Source organism: Methanosarcina sp. MTP4 (genome assembly GCF_000970045.1).
In the GTDB taxonomy this organism is placed as follows: domain Archaea; phylum Halobacteriota; class Methanosarcinia; order Methanosarcinales; family Methanosarcinaceae; genus MTP4.
The window spans coordinates 233,458-252,947 of record NZ_CP009505.1 but is presented as its reverse complement, the minus strand read 5'-3'; the positions used below and the strand labels follow the sequence as shown (position 1 = coordinate 252,947).

At 48.2% G+C, this 19,490-nt stretch carries 17 protein-coding genes; 8 read left to right on the top strand and 9 right to left on the bottom strand.

Annotated elements, in window-relative coordinates:
• Positions 1-396 precede the first annotated feature (396 nt).
• From MSMTP_RS01145 to recQ, 4 genes are all read left to right on the top strand, one after another.
• Positions 397-1,164, top strand: coding sequence for a hypothetical protein (locus tag MSMTP_RS01145; RefSeq protein ID WP_156153632.1), 768 nt, complete (start codon positions 397-399; stop codon positions 1,162-1,164).
• Positions 1,165-1,337: 173 nt separating this feature from the next.
• Complete coding sequence (locus MSMTP_RS01140) at positions 1,338-4,784, top strand: hypothetical protein (RefSeq protein ID WP_048177240.1); 3,447 nt, start codon at positions 1,338-1,340, stop codon at positions 4,782-4,784.
• The gene (locus MSMTP_RS17795; protein WP_052718241.1) at positions 4,781-6,799 is read left to right on the top strand and encodes a hypothetical protein; all 2,019 of its coding nucleotides are present in this window, start codon (positions 4,781-4,783) and stop codon (positions 6,797-6,799) included. The genes MSMTP_RS01140 and MSMTP_RS17795 overlap by 4 nt, the downstream gene beginning before the upstream one ends.
• 206 nt (positions 6,800-7,005) lie before the next feature.
• On the top strand, positions 7,006-9,867 hold the full coding sequence (recQ, locus tag MSMTP_RS01130; protein ID WP_082090446.1) for a DNA helicase RecQ: 2,862 nt from the start codon (positions 7,006-7,008) through the stop codon (positions 9,865-9,867).
• Between the two features lie 31 nt (positions 9,868-9,898).
• Here the strand turns inward: recQ and MSMTP_RS01125 are convergent, their stop codons facing one another.
• The 3 genes from MSMTP_RS01125 to hxlA all read right to left on the bottom strand — a co-directional run bounded on the left by MSMTP_RS01125 (position 9,899) and on the right by hxlA (position 12,785).
• Positions 9,899-10,336 (bottom strand): type IV pilin N-terminal domain-containing protein, encoded by a 438-nt coding sequence (locus MSMTP_RS01125; RefSeq protein ID WP_048177238.1) that lies wholly within the window; start codon positions 10,334-10,336, stop codon positions 9,899-9,901.
• 204 nt (positions 10,337-10,540) lie between these two features.
• Positions 10,541-11,329: an A24 family peptidase C-terminal domain-containing protein gene (locus MSMTP_RS01120; protein ID WP_048177236.1), complete on the bottom strand. Its 789-nt coding sequence runs from the start codon at positions 11,327-11,329 to the stop codon at positions 10,541-10,543.
• A 187-nt stretch (positions 11,330-11,516) separates the two neighbouring features.
• Entirely contained in the window at positions 11,517-12,785 is a 1,269-nt protein-coding gene (hxlA, locus tag MSMTP_RS01115; RefSeq protein WP_255351029.1) for a 3-hexulose-6-phosphate synthase, read from the bottom strand.
• A gap of 378 nt (positions 12,786-13,163) precedes the next feature.
• On the opposite strand from hxlA, the gene MSMTP_RS01110 reads away from it, so the two are divergent.
• The 3 genes from MSMTP_RS01110 to pyrI all read left to right on the top strand — a co-directional run bounded on the left by MSMTP_RS01110 (position 13,164) and on the right by pyrI (position 15,131).
• Positions 13,164-13,592, top strand: a complete 429-nt coding sequence (locus tag MSMTP_RS01110) for a DUF5788 family protein (RefSeq protein ID WP_048177234.1) — start codon at positions 13,164-13,166, stop codon at positions 13,590-13,592.
• 145 nt (positions 13,593-13,737) lie between these two features.
• A complete protein-coding gene (pyrB, locus tag MSMTP_RS01105; RefSeq protein ID WP_048177232.1) occupies positions 13,738-14,664 on the top strand; it encodes an aspartate carbamoyltransferase in 927 nt (308 codons plus the stop codon).
• Complete coding sequence (gene pyrI / locus MSMTP_RS01100) at positions 14,661-15,131, top strand: aspartate carbamoyltransferase regulatory subunit (protein ID WP_048177231.1); 471 nt, start codon at positions 14,661-14,663, stop codon at positions 15,129-15,131. Before pyrB ends, pyrI begins: the two co-directional genes overlap by 4 nt.
• A gap of 279 nt (positions 15,132-15,410) precedes the next feature.
• On the opposite strand, the gene MSMTP_RS20120 is transcribed toward pyrI, so the two are convergent.
• Together MSMTP_RS20120 and MSMTP_RS01095 are read right to left on the bottom strand one after the other, a co-directional pair.
• Positions 15,411-15,545 (bottom strand): hypothetical protein, encoded by a 135-nt coding sequence (locus MSMTP_RS20120; protein ID WP_255350997.1) that lies wholly within the window; start codon positions 15,543-15,545, stop codon positions 15,411-15,413.
• A 27-nt stretch (positions 15,546-15,572) separates the two neighbouring features.
• Positions 15,573-15,824, bottom strand: coding sequence for a hypothetical protein (locus MSMTP_RS01095; protein ID WP_156153631.1), 252 nt, complete (start codon positions 15,822-15,824; stop codon positions 15,573-15,575).
• 422 nt (positions 15,825-16,246) lie between these two features.
• Here MSMTP_RS01095 and MSMTP_RS01090 point away from each other — a divergent pair, with 422 nt between their 5' ends.
• Positions 16,247-16,699, top strand: a complete 453-nt coding sequence (locus MSMTP_RS01090) for a DUF5788 family protein (protein ID WP_231582866.1) — start codon at positions 16,247-16,249, stop codon at positions 16,697-16,699.
• Between the two features lie 96 nt (positions 16,700-16,795).
• Here the strand turns inward: MSMTP_RS01090 and MSMTP_RS01085 are convergent, their stop codons facing one another.
• The 4 genes from MSMTP_RS01085 to MSMTP_RS01070 are packed head-to-tail and all read right to left on the bottom strand — an operon-like array spanning position 16,796 to position 19,471.
• Positions 16,796-17,500: a DUF1673 family protein gene (locus tag MSMTP_RS01085; RefSeq protein WP_231582981.1), complete on the bottom strand. Its 705-nt coding sequence runs from the start codon at positions 17,498-17,500 to the stop codon at positions 16,796-16,798.
• A 46-nt stretch (positions 17,501-17,546) separates the two neighbouring features.
• Positions 17,547-18,272 carry a DUF1673 family protein gene (locus MSMTP_RS01080; protein ID WP_048177225.1) on the bottom strand — a complete coding sequence of 242 codons (726 nt, stop codon included), beginning with the start codon at positions 18,270-18,272 and terminating at the stop codon, positions 17,547-17,549.
• Positions 18,273-18,872: a DUF1673 domain-containing protein gene (locus MSMTP_RS01075; protein ID WP_048177223.1), complete on the bottom strand. Its 600-nt coding sequence runs from the start codon at positions 18,870-18,872 to the stop codon at positions 18,273-18,275.
• Positions 18,869-19,471 carry a DUF1673 domain-containing protein gene (locus MSMTP_RS01070; RefSeq protein ID WP_231582980.1) on the bottom strand — a complete coding sequence of 201 codons (603 nt, stop codon included), beginning with the start codon at positions 19,469-19,471 and terminating at the stop codon, positions 18,869-18,871. The genes MSMTP_RS01075 and MSMTP_RS01070 overlap by 4 nt, the downstream gene beginning before the upstream one ends.
• Positions 19,472-19,490: the final 19 nt, after the last annotated feature.

Below are 19,490 nucleotides of genomic sequence, written 5' to 3'. Positions count from 1 at the left end.
ATGATGGTTGTGCATGCAAACATGGCTAAGTATACCGATTTGACCCGAGTTGAAGTTCGGATCCGAATATTAAATTTTGTACTTTGGCGATTAGTACTAAGAGTTGAGCATTGTAACTATATAAACTTATTTGGCATGAATATGGACTAATTTATTTATTCTGTAGGCAAGATAATTAAGTTTCTTGCCTTCAAAGCCGGAAGCCTATGTTTTTACATTATTTTTATCTCGAATACCCGGGAAGCTAATTATGCAATTATTTTTTGAAGAATTCATTTCCCCCCGGAAATTTCCATTTATGTTTCCCAATTGAGTAAAAATTATATAGAAGTTATGCAAGATTTTTTATGAAGATGCTTTTCCCTTGCTTAAATAAATACTAAATAATTGGGTGTGTTGCAAATAAGAACAAGGGCAAAAATATCCATAAGTATGCTCTTTCTGGGCATACTTATGGGCTGCCAGCTGGGAGCAGTTGCAAGCGCAGGGGACGCTGTGGAGGTATGGGACCATTACGATGTGACCATCAAGGTAGATTCCGCAACAACCCGCGTAACAGAAGAACTCACGATCAAGAATGTCATAGACAAACCGGTTGTTCCGGGTTACGGATATATATCCCTGAGCAAGGAGCAGAGTTCCACGGTCTTTGGCCTGCCCCTGCCCATTGAAGGAGGCCTCAGAGGCCTGAGAATCCGGGATGTTTCAGCAAGACTGGATGACGGGACCCGGGTTACGGACATCCTGGTAACGGAGGAAGAAGAAGCTACCACTGTCAGGTACGGGTTCTGGACCCCTGTCATGCCAGGGGAGTGCAGGACAATAATAATAGAATACACCACGGATGAAATCGTCGAGAAAGGGCTGCTTTTTGACCACATAACATATACTGTGCAGCCTTCAAGCATTCCCATAAAAAATGCCCTGATAAGGGCCGATCTCGGCGGAAATAGGCATGTTTCATATTCCAACAATCCACCCGTTTCCGCAGGAAATCCTGTAACCTGGATGCAAAGCGGCCTTGAAGACGGAACCTGGCAGCTGGACTTTGAATACAGCAGCCTGCCTCTTCCCCGTTCCCCAGTGAAGTGGGCAAACATAAGCCTGGGGCTGGTGTTCGGAATTATATGTATCTGGTCATACAGGCAGTGGAAAGTAAAGTGATGACAGTGGGGAATAATTACAGTGTAAATTAAATCAGTACTTGTTGAATATCGGGGAATGTCGGGGGGTTGTAGTTTATGGTTTTCAGTTTTTTCAAGCAGGTGAAGCCCGTATCATTGATTCCTGCATCATTGATTCCTATATCATTGATATTCGCGTTACTAACGGTACTCATGTTTCAATGTACCGTGCTCCAGTGCGCAGCCTCCGATTCAGGCAGCCAGCAGGCGGTATGGGTGGACAGGACGGCTTATTCCCCCGGAGAAACCGTACTTGTGTCAGTCAACGAGACATTTTTCAACGGGTCAAATCTTACGGCTTATGTAATCTTCCCGACCCTGGCAGTTACGGGCCTGACTCTCATCCCTTCAGAAACCGGGTATACGGCAGAGTATTCCCCACAGCATGGAGTGGTCCTCGGGACATATACGGTGTTTGTCTCAGGGGAAAATGTCACCGAAACCGCGGAATTTGACATAAGGACGCTGTCAGTGTACCCTGACCTTGAAGAGTCATACCTACCCGGAAACATTTCCATTTCAGGAGACATCACGGACACGGCTAGCGGAAACCCTGCAAACGCCTCGGTCGAAATCATAATCGATGGCATTACACTCAGCACCTCTGCAACTGAAGGGTTTTTCTCAACAGATTACCAGGCGGTTTCCACGGGTCAGAAGAACTTAAGCATAACGGCAAATGATGATGAAAACATAACAGGGACGGCCACAGCCAGCTTTGAAGTCTACGCTCTTTCCGGCGACACTACAAAACCGGTGATAAACTCTGTTTCGGACACTCCTGACCCGGTAGAAAGCGGGGGGAACGTTACCATCACAGCAGATGTCACGGACAACGTTGAGGTCGGAACTGTCCTGGTCGAGATCAACGGGACAGGGTACCCGATGTCCCTGCCGGAGCTCTGGATGAACAGGACCCTGCTCTTCTTTGACGGGTTCGAATCCGGAAACCTGACAACAAACAACTGGACGGTCTCCGGAACGGGAGACCCCTGGCAGGTCGAAGAAGGGACATCCAAAGCCTATGAGGGGTTATTTAATGCTCTGGCATCGGGGCCCGGAGAAAAAATATTAGAGACAGACATAGGCACGGCAGGTTATGAAAACCTCAACCTTTCCCTCTGTTACGGGGTTTCCGGGCTGAGCGGCTCAGGGTATTTTGCGATCGACTGGTATGACGGAGAGCAGTGGAACAGTATCTTTAATTTTACCGACCATACCGTCCAGTATACATACTTTAACAGTTCCCTGCCGGACGGGGCATGCGACAACCCTGATTTCAAACTGAGGTTCAGGTGCAGTCTGGGTCCCGGGGATACTGCCCGCATTGATAACCTGGAGTTAACGGGCATGGGGATTCCTTCCGAACCTTACGGATATCTCTATGACACCTCCGGCCTGGCCCCGGGAGTTTACAGCTACACAGTCCATGCCAGCGACAGTTCCGAAAATGAAGCCGTCCCCCTGACAGGCAGCTTCACGGTTGTGGACGGCATCCCCGGGATTTCCTCGATTTCTGCCTCTCCGGACCCTGTAGATCAGGGGGAAAACATAACAATTTCTGTGGATGTAATCGATGATTTTGAGGTCAACGGTGTCCTGGTTAATATAGAGGGGATAAATAATACCGTTGCTGAAGGGGTAAACACGGAAAGCGAACTTTTTTTCGACGGGTTTGAATCCGGCAGCCTGGAAACAAATAACTGGACATGTTCCGGCTCTGGTAATCCCTGGTTCATACACTACAAACCAAATAAGGCTCATGCCGGGGATTACAGCCTCCTGGTCACAAATACTGACAATGACGGAGGAGGAGCAAGTTCAGTGGAGACAGATATAGATACCACAGGCTATAGTGAAATCAATCTCTCGTTCTATTACAATTGCGACCTTTCCGCAGACAAACTTGAGTACTTTTCAGTTGACTGGTATGATGGGGAAGAGTGGAACTGCCTTTTAAACACAAGCTTCATCGAGAATGCGGACCTATTTTATAATTCCGCTCTGCCTGCCGCTGCCGGGGACAATCCCGAGTTCAAACTGAGGTTTAACTGCTATTCCACGAATTCCGCTGATTCTGTTCGTGTCGATAACGTGGAAGTAAAGGGAAAAAGAATAGTTCCCAGGCCTTTTGAGTACTTATATAACACCTCTGCCCTGTCCCCCGGAGTATATATGTACACGGTCTATGCAAACGACACCCTCGGGCGAGAAGCGGTCCCTGTAGAAGGAAACTTCACGGTTCAGGAGCCCACCTCGGGAGGAGAAACAACTCCCGGGGACGAAGAGCCCGGAGGTGGAGGGGGCTTTGAGACCCCGGATGCCTTGAGCCCGATAATCAACTTAATTTCTGCCTCCCCTGACCCTGCCGAACAGGGGGAAAACATTAGCTTCACTGCAAACGTCACGGAAAACGTCGGTGTAGGGACTGTCCTGGTGGAGATTGAAGGGACAAATTACACAATGTCCAGGCTGCGTGTTGAAGCACGGTTATTCGCTGACGATTTTGAGTCCGGAAGTCTGGAAACGCAGAACTGGACATGTTCCGGATCGGGAAACCCCTGGACCGTCGGGACGGACGGGCTGACAAACAAAGCAGTTGCTACGAATACTGGCGGGGTAAGCGCCATCGAAAAAAACATAGACACGGCAGGCTATGAGGATGTCACTTTTTCGTTTGAGGCAAGGACCAAAGAACTTGATACAGGGGGAAACCTTACCGTTGACTGGTATAACGGGACACAGTGGACCAATCTGCTTCAAACGGTTGTTACCGAGTCCACCGGTTTCAATTATGAGCTGCCTGCGGGAGCCGGAAACAATTCGGATCTCAAAATAAGGTTCCTGTGTGATATTGGGGAGGGAGAGTACTGTTACGTGGATAATGTGGAGGTAAACGGGACAGGAAACGTCCCGGATATGTATGAATACTCCTTTGACAGCTCAGGTTTGCTTCCCGGGACCCGGGCTTATACCGTCTATGCAAACGACAGTTCCGGAAACGCTGCAGATCCTCGAACCGAAAACTTCACTGTAATCAACTCACCCCCTTTCCTCTCTCCGATAGGTCCCGGAACGGTAAACGAGTCCGAGCTGCTTACAATAAAACTGTCAGCAACAGACCCTAACGGGGACCCGATAATATACGGCAGCAACGCAAGTTTCGGGACTCTGGCAGGGGACACTTTCACCTGGATGCCCGGATTTACGGACAGTGGGGTGTATCATGTAGAGTTCACGGCCTCTGATGGGGAAATGAACGATTCTGAAGCTGTGACCATCACTGTCAACGAATCTTACGTTAATTTCAGTGTCAGCAAGAGGATTGAAAAGGGCGCTACCCCTGACAGTTATTCGGTAGTCCTGAACCTTACAAGCCACGTGGACTTCAACGGAAGCGGCCTGAGGGTCTATGACCTCCTTCCGGACAACTTTACACTTGCAGACCCTGCCCCTGCCTGCAGCAGTTCCCAGGGTAACATCTACTGCTGGAACCTGGACCTTGCTGCCGGGGAGAGCAGGACCGTGACTTACACTCTTGCGGGAACGGGAAGATATTCCCTGGAGGATGCTTTCGTTGTGGGGGTGGACCCGCAATGAGAACCGGATCGGTATTTATCATGCGCTTCGTTTCTATCCTGTGCCTAATTTCCGCACTCCTGCTCCTCAGCCCTCAGGCCGCTGCCCTGTCCCTGGAACTTGAGGCTACCGAGTATGTCAACGACCTGGTCTTCTATCCGGACGGCACATACGGTTCCGGAAGTGTGACAGGTTCCCTGTCCGTCACAAACCCCTCCCCGGACCATACGGTTTCGGACATCAACATCAGCTTCAGAGACGGCATAACACCTTCGGGAGTGCATATCAATGAGCTTCCCCCGAAGTCCACCACGACCGTATCATACGAAGCTCCCAGGCCGTTTACGGTTCCGCTCCCCTCCGTAAGAGAGACAGTTGAGCCTTTGACCCTTTACCGGGATATGGAACAGGAAGTTGTTTTCCAGGTGGAGATCAGCAACCTGGGAAGCGAATACATTTCCGTCCTTTCTTTTGACAGGGAGTTTCCGGAAGAGCTGGAATTTGCCAGCCTTACGTTTTCGGCAGGGAGCCTGAACAGGACAGGGAACAGCTTCCACTGGGAAAACTTCAGCGTTTCCCCGGGCTCTGCAGAAAGCCTTCTTGTCGTTTTCAATACCATCCCTGTCTCCGACATAGTACTCCAGCCCTCGAGCTTCTCGTTTACCACCCCTTCCCTTACGGTTTCAAAGGACATTTCCCTCTCTGCCGTCACAAGCACCCGCTTTGCGGTTGAAAAACAAAAGGTCGGGACAGACCAGTGGAATGTAGGGGTTGTGGTCGAGGACGCAAGTGATTTTGACTGTTTGCTTTCCGGCGTGGAAGTCTACGTATCCGACCTTATGCTCACCGAACCGAAACTGATCCGGGAATACGCTCCTGACCTGTGGCTCCGGCCCGGGGAAAGCTGGCGCGATTCCTTTACATACGAATACGAGGGGACCCCGGTCTTCTTTGCAAAGGTTTTCTATACGATTCCCTGCACGATATCCGGAAGTTCCATGCCCCTCACAGCTTCGGAAAGCGGGGGTTTTGTCATAAATTCCATTGTTTGCGGAACTTCCGATACCCCTGGCGGATCCCTCGGGCCTGAAGGTTCCGGGGACGTCGTCGTTGACCCGGACGTTCCGGGCGAAGAGGACAGCAGTGAGGAAGATAGCAATGAGGAAGATAGCAATGAGGAAGATAGCAATGAGGAAGATAGCAATGAGGAAGATAGCAATGAGGAAGATAGCAATGAGGAAGATAGCAATGAGGAAGATAGCAATGAGGAAGATAGCAATGAGGAAGATAGCAATGAGGAAGACAGCAATGAGGAAGATAGCATGCCCCTGGTTGTTCCGGATGAAGAGGGGAGCAGACATCACAGCGGGGATGGCGAGAGACTCAGGATAATCAGGCCTATCTATCCTGTCTCTGAGAATGAGCCTGAAGCCGAAAGTGTCCCCCGGACGAATGAAGAGAATACCACTGGGGTTGAAAGGGTTGAAACTGAAAAAAGCCGTTTTAATTTGTTGCCTTTTTTGCTTCCCCTTTTGCTGCTCCTGCTGGGGGCCGCCGGAAGGAAATTCCTGCTATTTTCGCCGCCAATGCCTGGAAAGCAGCTGGTAACAGGCAGCAGTCAGTTGAAAGAGATCTACGGCACAAACGGGTTTGGGCTTCTATTTACCGGAGGGAGGAGCGTGTTTATCAGCAGGAATGAGTTTAACAAACTCTGGGATGAAAACCTCGTCAAGGGGAGCAACCCCGTTGAGGGGAAAAGCCCAGTTGAAAGGAGCAAACTGGGTGAAGCTGTACACGAACTGGTTGAAAATGGCCGCATAATGGTTGCTGACACGGAAATAGATTATGTACATGAAATCATGGCCAGGTATGGAATTTCCGCCGAAGACGCCGATATCCTGGCCACCGCCGATATCCTGGGGGTAAAGGAAGTCCTGCTCACCACTCCCAAAAGTGAGAACACGGCCCGGAAAATTGGACCAAGGCCTGTGAAACTTTCGGAGATCCTCAGTCCTGCAAAGCCGGAAAGCTCCTGAAAATTTGAAAAGCTGGAGGAAAGTATCCTGTACATTAAATGGGGGTCAAAAGGCAGCTCTTTTGTTATTTCAACATTTCCAAAAGTATTTATACTGGAGTGGGACATTCGCCTAGCGAATGTAGGGAGAGGGGCCAAACCTTTCAAATACTTTCACCCCACACACCCGCAACTTAAATAGAATAAGCCAGAAAACACCACAGCAGTATGGAGTTTTCAGAGGACATTGAAAGTATAAGCGTGGATTACGATGTGTTGAGGGAGAGCAAGGTCGAACTTGAGTCCGGGGTCCTCAGGACAGCTAATATTTATTCGATCCTCCGCCAGTATTTCGGTTATACATCTTTTCGTCCCCTGCAGGAAGAAATTGTCAATGATGTCCTGGACGGAAAAGACGTTTTCGTGCTCATGCCAACCGGGGGAGGCAAGTCTCTTTGCTACCAGCTGCCTGCCCTTTTGCAGGACGGGGTAACGGTTGTGGTCTCGCCCCTGATTTCCCTTATGAAGGACCAGGTCGACGGGCTGGAAGCCAACGGGGTTGCTGCGGCCTGTATGAACAGTACCCAGAGTGCCAGGGAAATCCGGGACGTGAAAAACGCTTTTCTTGAGAACAGGCTGAAAGTCCTCTACGTTGCGCCCGAGAGGCTCATGATGCCCGGAACCCTTACGTTTTTGAAGAAAGGGAAGGTCAACCTTTTTGCAATCGACGAGGCGCACTGCATTTCCGAGTGGGGGCACGATTTCCGGCCCGAGTACAGGAAACTGAAACTTCTGAGGGGGAAGGAAAAGGGCTTTTCCGACGTACCGGTTATCGCGCTTACGGCAACAGCCACGGAAAGGGTTAAGAAAGACATAATCACCCAGCTTGGCCTGAAGATTGACCCTGAAACCGGGCCTTATGTGGCAAGCTTCGACCGGAGAAACCTCTACTATGAGGTAAGGCCAAAAAAAGAGACCTTCTCGGAAATCACCGACTACCTGCGCAGGCGCAGGGGAGAAGCCGGGATTATCTACTGCCAGAGCCGGAACAATGTGGAAAACCTGTCAAATAAACTGAGCCGGGCAGGGTTCAGGGCTCTTCCCTACCATGCGGGGCTTTCCGATACCGAGCGTGCAAGGAACCAGGAACTCTTCATAAAGGACGACGCGGACATTATCGTTGCGACCATTGCTTTCGGGATGGGAATTGACAAGTCCAACGTCCGTTTTGTTATCCACTATGACCTCCCCCGCAACCTCGAGAGCTACTACCAGGAAACCGGACGTGGGGGCCGGGACGGCAGTCCCTGTGAGTGCCTCCTTTTTTTCAGCAGGGGAGACCGCTTCAAGATCGAGTATTTCATAAACCAGAAGACGAACGAAAAGGAAAAAGACATCGCTCTGGTGCAGCTCAGGCAGATGGTGGCCTACTGTGAGAGCAATAAGTGCAGGCGGCAAACGCTCCTTGAATATTTCGGAGAGATTCTTCCCGAGGCCTGCGGAAACTGCGACACCTGCCTCCACCCGAAAGGGACCTTTGACGGGACGGAAGCCGCAAAGAAACTGATTGCCTGCGTCCAGGAACTCAACCAGCGCTTCGGCACGAATTATGCCATTGACGTCCTGACGGGATCCAAAAATAAGAAGGTCAAGCAGAACCGCCATGAACGCCTGAAGGCCCACGGAAGCGGCAGGGAGTTTACTAAGGATCAGTGGAAGACCCTGGCCTCCGAGATGATCAACACCGGTCTCCTGGACGTCAGCGGAGCCCGTTACCCCCTCCTGAAGCTCAACGCCATGAGCAGGAAAATCTTGCGGGGTTCCGAGAAAGTGGAGCTCGTCTGCCCTTCAGGGTTCGTGCCTGAAATTGAAGACGGGGGCACCCCCTCCCCTGCCCCTGAAATTGCTGCCCCGGAAATGCCCGCTTCCGGAATTCCTGTTCCCGGAATGGCTGCAAAGGCTGCAAAAAGAAAAAAATGCAAGCCAGAGAAAGGGACGGAAGACCATTTAGAAGCTGCCGAGATCCAGGAAACGGTTGAAGCCGGGGACCTGGCAAAATCAGGAGAGGATATCGACTACATCCTTTTCGAGCGCTTAAAAGCCCTCCGGAAGCAGATCGCAGTAAAGAAAAACCTTCCTCCTTACATCATTTTTTCCGATACGAGCCTGAAGGAAATGGCTACTAAATTCCCGAAAAACAATGAAGATTTCCATGCCATTACCGGAGTGGGCGATCACAAGCTCCGGAAATACGGGGACGTCTTCCTGCTGGAAATTGAAAACTACTGCCTGGACTACGGACTGGGAGAGCCCGGGAAAGTAAAAAATGCCGAAGTTCCCCGGGACAAAGCCGAAGGAATGAGCCCGGAACCCAAACAAGGCTTGAAACCCGAAAAAAGCCTGGAACCCAAAAAAAGCCTGGAATCCAAAAAAGGCTTGAAACCCGAACCTGACCGAGGTTCCAACCTGGTAACCGAATTTAGAGCCGAATTTGGAACAGAATTTGGAACGGAGGCGGACAGTGGAACGGGAGTTGAAGTTCAAAATAAAGTGCTAACCGAAGTGCAAAATGGGATTCAAAACGGGATTCAAAATGAACTCGACCCCGAAACCGCCGGGTTCTTGCCTGAATCCGGGAAAAAGGAGCCTGCCAGGAACCCGGTATCTCCCGCAAGAAAAAGCCGGCTTCTGGCAACGAGCATCGAGGACTGGACTGGAAAAGCTCCTGCCCTTCGGGGAGGTTCTGACCCTTCCGGGAAGTCCGGGCCCGAAGCTTCCGAAAGACTTTCCGACTCCCTTGAGGAGACCTTCTCACTTTGCAGGCAGGGCCTGGGAATAAGCGAGATTGCCGAAATAAGGGGGCTTGGGACCGGAACCGTTTGCAAACAGCTTGAACAACTGATCCTTGCCGGAAAAATCAGTGAGATCGGCGGCTTTGTCACCCCGGATAAGCGGCAGCAAGTTAAAACAGTAGTTGAAGAACTTGAAACAGAGTTTGCTTCCCTTTTAAAAACCCGGTTCGGGGAAAACTTTTCTGAAGGGGAACTGAAGCTGGTAAAGGCTCTTCTTTTTTCCAGGCTGCTGGAATGACCCTTTCAACCTTCATTCTTTCTTTGAAACTTCAGTCGAAGCTTATCTCTTTCCTGAAGATGTCTTTCCTTATCTTCACGTCCCTTATCCTGAGCAGGGCGCTTTCCCCTTTTTTCAGTTCCGCCCCTTCGGGCAGGGTGATTTCCATTGAGTCTCCCACTTCCAGTTGAGATATTTCGGAGGGGAAAGATAGTTCGTACTCAACCTCTTCGCGGGAGAGAAGAAACTTCGTATCCTCTCCGAAATCAAGGGGGTCTCCTCCCTGATGTTCGAGTTTAAGGGTATTTGAGTCGAGAACTTTGACTTCTATTTTAATTAATCTTCCAGAACTAACCGCTTTTTCCGTACTCTCACCAAACATAAAAGCTGTTGCAAGGACGGCAAGGACGGCTATCCCGATTATTCCCGCAGCAACAATCACACCCGGATTTACGGCCCTTTCGTCGCTTAGAAAGTCTTCCCCCTTCATGTTCTCACCTTGTGCCCAAAAATTTCTTGAAAATCTCCAAAATTAATATTATGAAGTATTGATTTTCAAATATAAAAAGGTTGCAATACTATTTGAAAAAATTAAGACATTTTCTTTTTTTAAATCCCCTCTATTACTCCACTTATCCCTCTTTATTTGCGTACAATGCTCTCTTTTTCCTGAGGCAAAGCTTCGAATAAAAATTCAGAATATGAGGGCCCAGTATTCAATAAATTTAATAATAAAGTGAAAGACCAGGTCCCCGAGGACAACGGCTGTGAGAAAGCCTGCACTTATGGGAACCATGAAAGGAAGGCCCGGCGTTACCCAGATGAAGCTTTCCATGAGCCCCTTACTGGCATGGGCTTCGAGCCGGGAGAGGGCATTAAAGTTTAAAACTATCCCGTTGCCTGTAAAGTGAGGTACAAGCTTTCCGTTATCGAATTCGAAACGTTCGATAAGCCGGATGCGCCTGCCTTTTTCCAGGAGCAGGGGCAGGTCTCCTAAATTTATCCTGTAGGCTACGAGCATATAAAAGGGCTTTTTGAGCATGCCAGGGGAAAAATGGAACAGGTTATAGCAGAAAATCCCCAGGGGAACAATAGCCGTCAGGAGCAGGGCATTTTCAAGAACAGTCAGGGAAAAGAGCCCATGGGGGGCCACCCCTAGCAGGGGAAAGTTTTGCCCCCCCAGATCCAGGGCAGGATATACCGGGATGAGGATCGAGAGTACAATCAGGGCTTTTGCATCCGCGCCCCCGAAGACTTTTAGGCGGAACAGGAGGTATGTCAGGGAAAAAATGAAGAAAAAAGAAAAAAGAAGCCTAATGACATAGGAAGTGCCTCCCTGGGCTGCTTCATACAACACAAACCCCGAAAGAGAAAGAAGCATGAGCTTCCATACCCTGTTAGAAACCCTGCGGGTCTTCAGGTCCGAGTAGGAAGAATAGAGTAGGAAGGGCAGGCAAGCTGCCAGTTTCAACGCTTCTATCATGCCTGGATTTTTTTGATTTTTCTTCAGTTTCCCTTAGTATTTTTGTTCTTCCCGAATTTTATTGTTTTCCCTGCCGTTTTTCCTGCCCTTCACAGCACTGTTTTTAACCTTCACAGCAGGACCTTAAACTCATCCAGCTATAAAAAATTGATTTAAAAGTTGTTACGGTTTCAAAGTTTTCCCGGTTTCAAAGTTTTTCCCATTTCTTGAGTTCGAGGATTTCCGAAAGGGTCCCACCTCTCCGAATTTCATCGAAGATCCGGTTTTCGGTTTTGTAAACTTCTTTTGCCCTCCGGGCAATTTCGTAAGCCCTTTCCTTCGGGACCACCACGACCCCGCTTTCGTCGCCCACGATGTAGTCCCCGGGCTTTACAGTCTGACCACCGCATGTGATCTCGGCGTTCATTTCCCCGAAACCTTTTGGATCCCCGGCGTTCGGGACAGTGTTGCTCGTGTAGATAGGAAGGCCCAATTTTTCAACCTCGTCAATGTCCCGGACCGCACCTTCGATGACCACTCCGGCAATGCCCTTGTTCAGGGAACTTAAGGTCGCAAGCCCGCCCCAGCAGGCGATATCTTTGCATTCGTTATAGATGACGATTACGTCCCCTTCTTTTGCTTCGTCGATGGCTTCCACGGTTTTTGCCCAGTCCCCGGCAAAGGACTGAACCGTGATTGCAGTCCCGACCACCTTCCCCCTGACGAGAGGATGGATGCCTTTCATCGCCCCTTTCCTGTGCAGGGCGTCTGAGATGTTGGAGGTGGAAACTTCCATGAGGATCTCCCGGATCTCCTGATCCAGGGTGCCCCTGTCCCGGATCTCTATGGAGCCCGGGGCGTCCACGCTCTGTCTGATTTTTTGGGCAGCTTCGGTTACGTTGTCCGAGCGGGTTATGTTCCCGCCGACGATTACGATCTCAGCTCCCGCCCTGACCGCCTGGGCTGCACTTTCCGCATCGAGCCCGCCTGCCACCGCTAGCTTGACATTTACCTTCTCCGCAATTTCCATGAGAATGGAAACAGGGTCCTTGCCCATCATCTGCTGGTCAATCCCTACATGGACGTTGATGTAGTCCACGCCAAGGGCCTCGAGTTCCACGGCCCGGCCTACAGGCTCAGGGGCTGAGATAAGGTCTGCCATCAGCCTGATCCCGTACTTATGGGCGGACCGGAGTGCGTCAAGAATGGTGGAGTCGTCAGCACTTCCGAGCACAATGGCAACGTCAGCTCCGGCTTTTGCCGCCATCTCCACTTCCATTGCTCCCGTATCTACGGTTTTCATGTCGGCCAGGATCGTCCTGTCCGGGAAGGCTTTCCGCATTGTGCGGACTGTATCCATACCTTCGCTTTTAATCAGGGGTGTCCCGATTTCGATCCAGTCAGCTCCCCCGGCGATTGCTTCCCGTGCAATTTTAACCGAGCGGTCCATTTCAAGGAGATCAAGTGCAACCTGAATTAGAACTATATTATCACCTCAAGCGGGAAGCCGGAAACACTACAAGTTTTTGAAATGCAGCATTTCCGAACCTGCTCCCCTCTGTAAATTTTATTGTAAGGATTATTTAATATTCCATTTTTTAGTATGTAGGGTCTTATTATCTATATTGCTTTTTGTTTTTATTCGTATTACTCTTTGTATTACTTCTTGAGTTTCATTTTATCCCGAAGTTTTATTCCAACATTTAATTAATTTTTTGATTAGTTTATGATTTCAACAAGATTTCAACAAGATTTCAACAAGATTTCAGTAAAAATGGCATTTCCGATATTTTTTTAAGGTAGAACAATAATCTGTTCAGGGGGATAAAATACGGACCATAACTCAAAGGAATACATAAGCGAAGAAGAGCGGAGGCAATTGCTTTCGGCTCTGCACTCCCGGTTGTTCTGGGTCGGACAGAGGATTCCGAACCATGTGGAGGTCGAAGGTAAAGACTGTCCTTTGCATGAGTACGTCTGGGAACTGATCCGGAAAGATGAAATCACACCGGAGGAGAAGGAACAGATAGATAATTGTATTAAACTTATTTCCGGAAAGGAAGAGGAAGATGAAAAAGAGCTGGAAGAAATGGCCCTGACCAGGGATGAAGCCAGGGCTCTTTACCATGAAACCGCAGGGCTTTTGCGTGCGATAATGGACCTCCGGGATATTGAAGACGGAAGCCTGAAAGAAAGGACGAAGCACTTCCAGGAAAAATTTGCAGATCAGAGGGTAAGGGACGCTAAACTCTGGCTTGAATTCCTCAAAGAAGTGAAAAAATAAGTGAAGAATGAGTGGAAAATAAGTGAAGAATGAGTGGAAAATGAGTGAAGAATAAGTGGAAAAATAAGCAAATAAAGAATGAAAACTCACTCATTAAATTTTCGGAGCAAAGGTTATATCTCAGAGAATCCTTTATGAAAACCGGATGTCATTTAAGAACCGACACGTCATCTCAATGAAAGACTTTTCGCGAGAAGAAATCGACCACGTGCTGGACACCGCTGAAAAACTTGAACCGGTTGCCAGGGGGATGGAAAAGTCCCGGCTTCTTGACGGAAAGATCATCGCACTTCTTTTTTTCGAACCGAGCACCCGGACCCGGCTATCATTTGAAACCGCGATCCAGAGGCTTGGGGGGCAGATTATCAATCTTGGGTCCGTGGAAGCAAGTTCGGTCATGAAGGGGGAAAACCTTGCCGATACCATCCGTGTGATCAGCAAGTATGCCGACCTGATTGTGCTGCGCCATCCCCAGGACGGATCGGCGCGCATGGCTTCGGAATTCGCAAGTGTGCCAATAATCAACGGCGGGGACGGGTCTATCCACCACCCTACCCAGACTTTCCTCGACCTTTACACCATCCGCAGGGAGAGCCACCTCGAAGGCCTGAAAATCGCCATGGCGGGAGACCTGAAATACGGGCGGACCGTGCACTCCCTCTGTCATGCGCTTTCCCTTTACGGAGCGGAAATGACCTTCGTCTCCCCCCCCGAACTCCGGATGCCCGCAGAGATTGTCCGGGACCTGAAAAGACAGAACATCAAAGTAGGGGAAACCGATTCCTTTGAGGATGTGATAGGGGATATCGAGGTCCTTTACATGACCAGGGTCCAGCAGGAACGTTTCCCTGACCCGGAGGAATACGAAAAGGTGAAAAACCGGCTGAAACTCACAGGCGAGCTTCTGGAAAATGCTGCTCCGGACCTGAAGATCCTGCACCCACTGCCAAGGGTCAACGAGATTTCGCCGGAGGTTGACGAGACCCCGTATGCATGCTACTTCCAGCAGGCATTCTACGGCGTCCCGACCCGGATGGCACTGCTTACGCTGGCTATGGGGGTGATTGAATGACGGATAAAGAGAACCTGAAAATCCAGGCGATCGAAAACGGGACTGTCATTGACCATATCAAGGCCGGGCAAGCCTTAAACGTCCTGCGCATCCTGGGAATTGCCGCGGACTGCAGGGGCACTGTCAGTTTTGTCATGAACGCTCCCGGGGCCAAGGGCAGGAAGGACGTAGTAAAAGTCGAAGGCCGGGAACTCAATGTTGAGGAACTCAACAGGATTTCCCTGATCGCCCCGAACGCCACCGTCAATATCATCCGCGACTTTGTAGTGCTCCAGAAAAAGAAGGTAGTCCTCCCGACTTACGTAGAAGACGTGGTCCGCTGCATAAACCCGAACTGCATCTCCAACAGCACTGAGCCCATAAAATCCAGATTTTCTGTGATCCGCTCCGAAAAAGGTGGGGTGGTCCTGCGCTGCCTCTACTGCGAACACGTTATCTCGGAGAATATTGCCGAACACCTGGTGTGATTCCCGGCAGGACTGAAGTAAAAAATTAGGAAAAAATGTCAGGAAAAAAATTCCGAAAAGCCCCATTGAGTCAGATAACTCTGGTACTATATAAAAATAAGGAATACCCCCGCGTTTTTTCACGCTGAGGTCCTTTGAATTATTTTTTATGTTCTTTGCAGGAAGGATAATATTTTCCGGGTTTCAACCCCGGTTATATAACATTTAGGTCCTCATCCCGTTAGAACTTTTCCACATTTTAGTTCGTTAGAACTTTTTCTCAGTTAAATTTCTGATGTATTAATCATCGCAGCAATAGCAGCAGTACCTTCCGTTGTTGTAAGCGTCCAGGCACTCGTAGAGAGGTTCTCCGCATTTCCAGGCACAACTGTTTGCCTTTACGCACTTCTCTTCAACCGGACCATAGCATGCCATCCAGGAGTCAGCCTCCTATATACATTCCTATATGCACGTCACTGTACAACCATTTGCCTCGTTCAGTTTGGCGGCGACCAGTGCTTTGAACATTGTTATGGTCTTGTCGCCTTTTACCGGCTGGCACATAATTGCTTTTGCTTCGTCTTCTGTGTAACAAACCCCTCCTATTTTGATGCAGTCAACAGGCCAATCATGGTTCTTCCAGTACCCCGGACTCAAGCAGTCATTGTAACATGCAGAGGCTGTCCCTATCAGCAAGCCTACACATGTTATCAACAATAAAAATCGAGTTAGATGTTTCAGTTCTTTCATTCCCCCATTCAATATTTATTGGGAAGCTCAGCTACTGCCAGATTCTACAGGAAAAATGAATAGTCGTGTATCTTCCCCAAGCTCCCAACCTGAATACCAGCAGGCTGCATTTCCCCGAAGATTATAATATGTGTAATTATTTAATTCTTCGCATATTTTAAATCCAAAACCAGTATGGGAGGAGCCAATAATATAATTAGTATGTGTTCAATGAATAGCAAATAATATATATCAATGCATATTAAGTTTTGAATATTCTTTTCAACGGCAGGTAGAAGCGGCCTTTTCGGACAGGAATCGAAAGGAATAAGAAATCAGGAAGAGAAACTATAGAAACCTATCAAGATTTCAAGGAAATTCTTTACATGTTCCTGGGAGGGAAAGAGATGGAAAACGCAGATATGGAATTGATCACCGAACCGGAGCGAAAGAAACTGCTCTGGAGCCTCCGAAGCGATTTTGCCTGGGTCGGGAAGAAAATCCCGGAAAGCGTTGAAATCGACGGAAAGGAGTACAGGCTGCGGGGGATGGTCCGAAAACTTGGGGAAAAGGAATTTCCGGAACCGGAAGAAACTACCGAAATAAGGGCTCTCCTCCCTGAGCTCGAAGCCCGGGCAAAGGCAAACGAGGAGCTGCTGGAGACCGAGGAGCTTACAAAGGCTGAAGCTGAAGCACTCTATGAAGAAGCCATAGGGCTCTTGCGGGCGGTGATGGAGTTTAAGGACAAGCTTGCGGGGAAAGGGGGCGAAGACTCGGCCGAGGAACTCAAGAGGATAATCAAGGCCCAGAAAGTGGCTGATGAGAAGCGCTGGCAGCAGTTTATCAAGAGCATAAAGTAATGAGTTTGTTTTCGATTTTCCCTGTGTGTTTTTAGCTTCTGAAAAAGCACAATTTCAGGGCAACTCCTTTTCATTCTTGTTTTTTACTCTCCTTTTTTATTCCTTTTCGTTTTTGAGAATCGCGGTAAGCTCTTCCGGTTCTTCTGTATATATCCAGACTTTCAGGTTTGAGTGCATAGTTACTTTAAGGACCCGCTGATAATGCGCTCGAAGTTCGAAGATATAATAAAGCACAAGTAGAAACGAAACTACCAGGAATTTTCCCAGAAATAGGCTGAGTTTTGCGGAGAATGTAGCTGCTTCTTCCAGCTGCAAATCCCTGTTTATCCTTTCTACGGCATGAAGCAGGATAATTGAAATGGTAGCAAGGTAAAATAAGCGCATCGTCCAGCGCAGGGAATGGTTATCGTTCTTTGGTACCGAGATTTGCTTGATGTCCCTTTTTTCAATCACAACGGGCTTACGCAGAGGTCTTTTGATTATGAGTTTTTCAGGCATTACCGCGACAGTACTGGAAAAATGGGAAAGTAATGGCACTACGAGAAGTAAATACAGAATCAGCTCTGAAAGGATAAATAAAAAAGAGTTTTCATGGCTATATATCCATAGTAGAAAGGAGCTTACTGCTGCGAAGAGAATGATTATTACAGGCTTCCATCCGGGAAAAAGGCTAACATGCGCCTTAAGAATTCTGTTTTCCTCCAGACCTACTGGAGAGGAACTCAACTGAAGACTTCTATTTTCCGGTTTAAAGCCTGGCAAACAGTCTTCCTGCCTTTCTTTTTTGAGGGAATCTTTCATCGGGCACCAGCCCATCAGTTTTCTGAAGTATCCCAGAAAAACCATTTTACCTTCTCCCCGAGTGCCTTTCAATAAGGGACTTAAGCGCTGCAGCCGAAGCTTCGTCCGTTATTAAGGAATAGTAAGGAGTCCACTCATACCACTTCTTGTGCCTGGTTTTTATGTAAAGCCGCGTATTCAGATCCCGATACCGGCTTTTTTGCTTTGCCAGCAGAAACAGGATGATGGGGAAAATGGATATTATAAGCAGAACAGGTCTCCAGTCCCCTTCCAGAACCGGATAGGCAAGGGCGACGCAAAGGGCGATTCCTCCCAGTATGCACAGGATCAGGGAGCTTTTCTTTGAACGTTTTTCGATGTTGTATGCTCCAACGCTTTCAATCTCCTCATAAGGTATTTCAAAATCCTTCAGCCTGAAGCCCCGCAGGTACAGGCTTTTGCTACCTGTCCGGACCACCGTGTTGAAGGTCTTGAGGGCAAGCCAGCAATATATTGCGTTGAGCAGGACGAGGCCGGCAAGAAAGAGGGAAAAGTCTTCGACCCTCAGGAGCACGTTGAAGCCTACTGTAAACAGGAGGACAAAGAGGGAGGTATTTGCAGGAAAGGTTACGTTTGAAGTCAGGATATCCTGAGAGTTTCCCATTTTACCTGAAACTGCGGCCTGGTTTGCAAAAAAGAATGTTTGCTCTTTTTCAGGTTCTATTTTTTGGCAGGCCGGGCACCATCCCATCAGTTTTTTAATCTGCTCAAATGCAGCAGCTTTGGCAGGCATTTATTTTCTCTCCCGAATGATGTATGATTTCTTCCATGTCCCGTAGCTTTTGTTGAAATAGATCGTTTTGTGGTTCTTTTTCTCCCAATATATTAGCTGGAAATAGAAAAGCCACATTCCGACCACGATACCTCCAATAAATGAAAATATTGCTTGCAGGGCAGTTTCCTGGCTTTTAAGATAAAGGCTAAATATCAAAATCAAAAATACATAACAAAGTACATTATACAGTTTTTTCTTATTCGAATAGTCAATTATCGGTTGTTTTATCAGGGAATCGTATCTTTTCATTTGAGTCTTCCAGTAGAATATGACAAAAAACAGAGAGATAAAAGATCCAGTGAGTAAGAAGCTCAGGTTTATACCCAGCTGATTAATCACCGGGATATACACAAGTGTAAGAAAAGTATTAATTAGAAGGGTTTGAATGCTTGTTTTCCGGATCCAGCCCGGATTTTTCAGATCTCCGTTTTCTCCCCTTGATCTTTCCGGAATATCAGAATTAAAATTCTCAAGGCTAACATTCCGTCTGGCTTCAGCTGCTCCGGCATTCGGACACCATCCCATCAGTTTTTTTATGTATTCGGTATTCAGGTTCACAATTTTCCCGCCTTTTCTCCAAGGGCATACATATTCTGGAACCCCTTTTCGCTTTTTATATGAATTTTCATATGGTTTTTTCTTTCCCAATAAATTAGCTGAAGATAAGTTCCCCACATCAGAACCCAGGTCCCTGCAACGAAAGAAGACAGTGCCTGGGCGTTAAGAGAAAGGGCTGTATGAGACCGGATATAAGGCAGGAAAACCATGAGCAAAATCAAACTCAAAATTATGACTGAGAAATTCCGGAAGAATGTTTTTTTAAAAGAAGAAACAATAGAAGGTTTTTTTGTCAGGGTATCGTACTTGTTCATCTGCTTTTTCCAGCCAAGCAAATAGATAAGTAAAGAAAGTGAAAGGCCGAGAAGGAAAGTCTCTACATTTACACCCTTTTGGAACAGCAAATTTATGAGATAAAAAGTAAAGAAAAGTGTTGGGAGAAGTATTCTGACATCAAACCTGGAAAAGAGCCTGGAGAATTGGCTCTGAATCCCCTGATTCCTGGCTTTTTCTCCTCCGGATTGAGCATATGCTTCAAAATTGGCAGGGCTAATTCGAGATCCGGTTTCGAGTGTTTTTGCATTCGGGCACCACCCCATCAGTTTCCTTATACTTTTT

Coding starts and splice junctions, on each gene's coding strand:
- MSMTP_RS17795 (WP_052718241.1), top strand. CDS start 4,781: ATGAGAACCGGATCGGTATTTATCATGCGCTTCGTTTCTATCCTGTGC.
- pyrB (WP_048177232.1), top strand. CDS start 13,738: ATGTCATTTAAGAACCGACACGTCATCTCAATGAAAGACTTTTCGCGA.
- MSMTP_RS20120 (WP_255350997.1), bottom strand. CDS start 15,545: ATGGCATGCTATGGTCCGGTTGAAGAGAAGTGCGTAAAGGCAAACAGT.
- MSMTP_RS01090 (WP_231582866.1), top strand. CDS start 16,247: ATGGAAAACGCAGATATGGAATTGATCACCGAACCGGAGCGAAAGAAA.
- pyrI (WP_048177231.1), top strand. CDS start 14,661: ATGACGGATAAAGAGAACCTGAAAATCCAGGCGATCGAAAACGGGACT.
- MSMTP_RS01085 (WP_231582981.1), bottom strand. CDS start 17,500: ATGAAAGATTCCCTCAAAAAAGAAAGGCAGGAAGACTGTTTGCCAGGC.
- MSMTP_RS01140 (WP_048177240.1), top strand. CDS start 1,338: ATGTTTCAATGTACCGTGCTCCAGTGCGCAGCCTCCGATTCAGGCAGC.
- recQ (WP_082090446.1), top strand. CDS start 7,006: ATGGAGTTTTCAGAGGACATTGAAAGTATAAGCGTGGATTACGATGTG.
- MSMTP_RS01120 (WP_048177236.1), bottom strand. CDS start 11,329: ATGATAGAAGCGTTGAAACTGGCAGCTTGCCTGCCCTTCCTACTCTAT.
- MSMTP_RS01070 (WP_231582980.1), bottom strand. CDS start 19,471: ATGGGGTGGTGCCCGAATGCAAAAACACTCGAAACCGGATCTCGAATT.
- MSMTP_RS01080 (WP_048177225.1), bottom strand. CDS start 18,272: ATGCCTGCCAAAGCTGCTGCATTTGAGCAGATTAAAAAACTGATGGGA.
- MSMTP_RS01125 (WP_048177238.1), bottom strand. CDS start 10,336: ATGAAGGGGGAAGACTTTCTAAGCGACGAAAGGGCCGTAAATCCGGGT.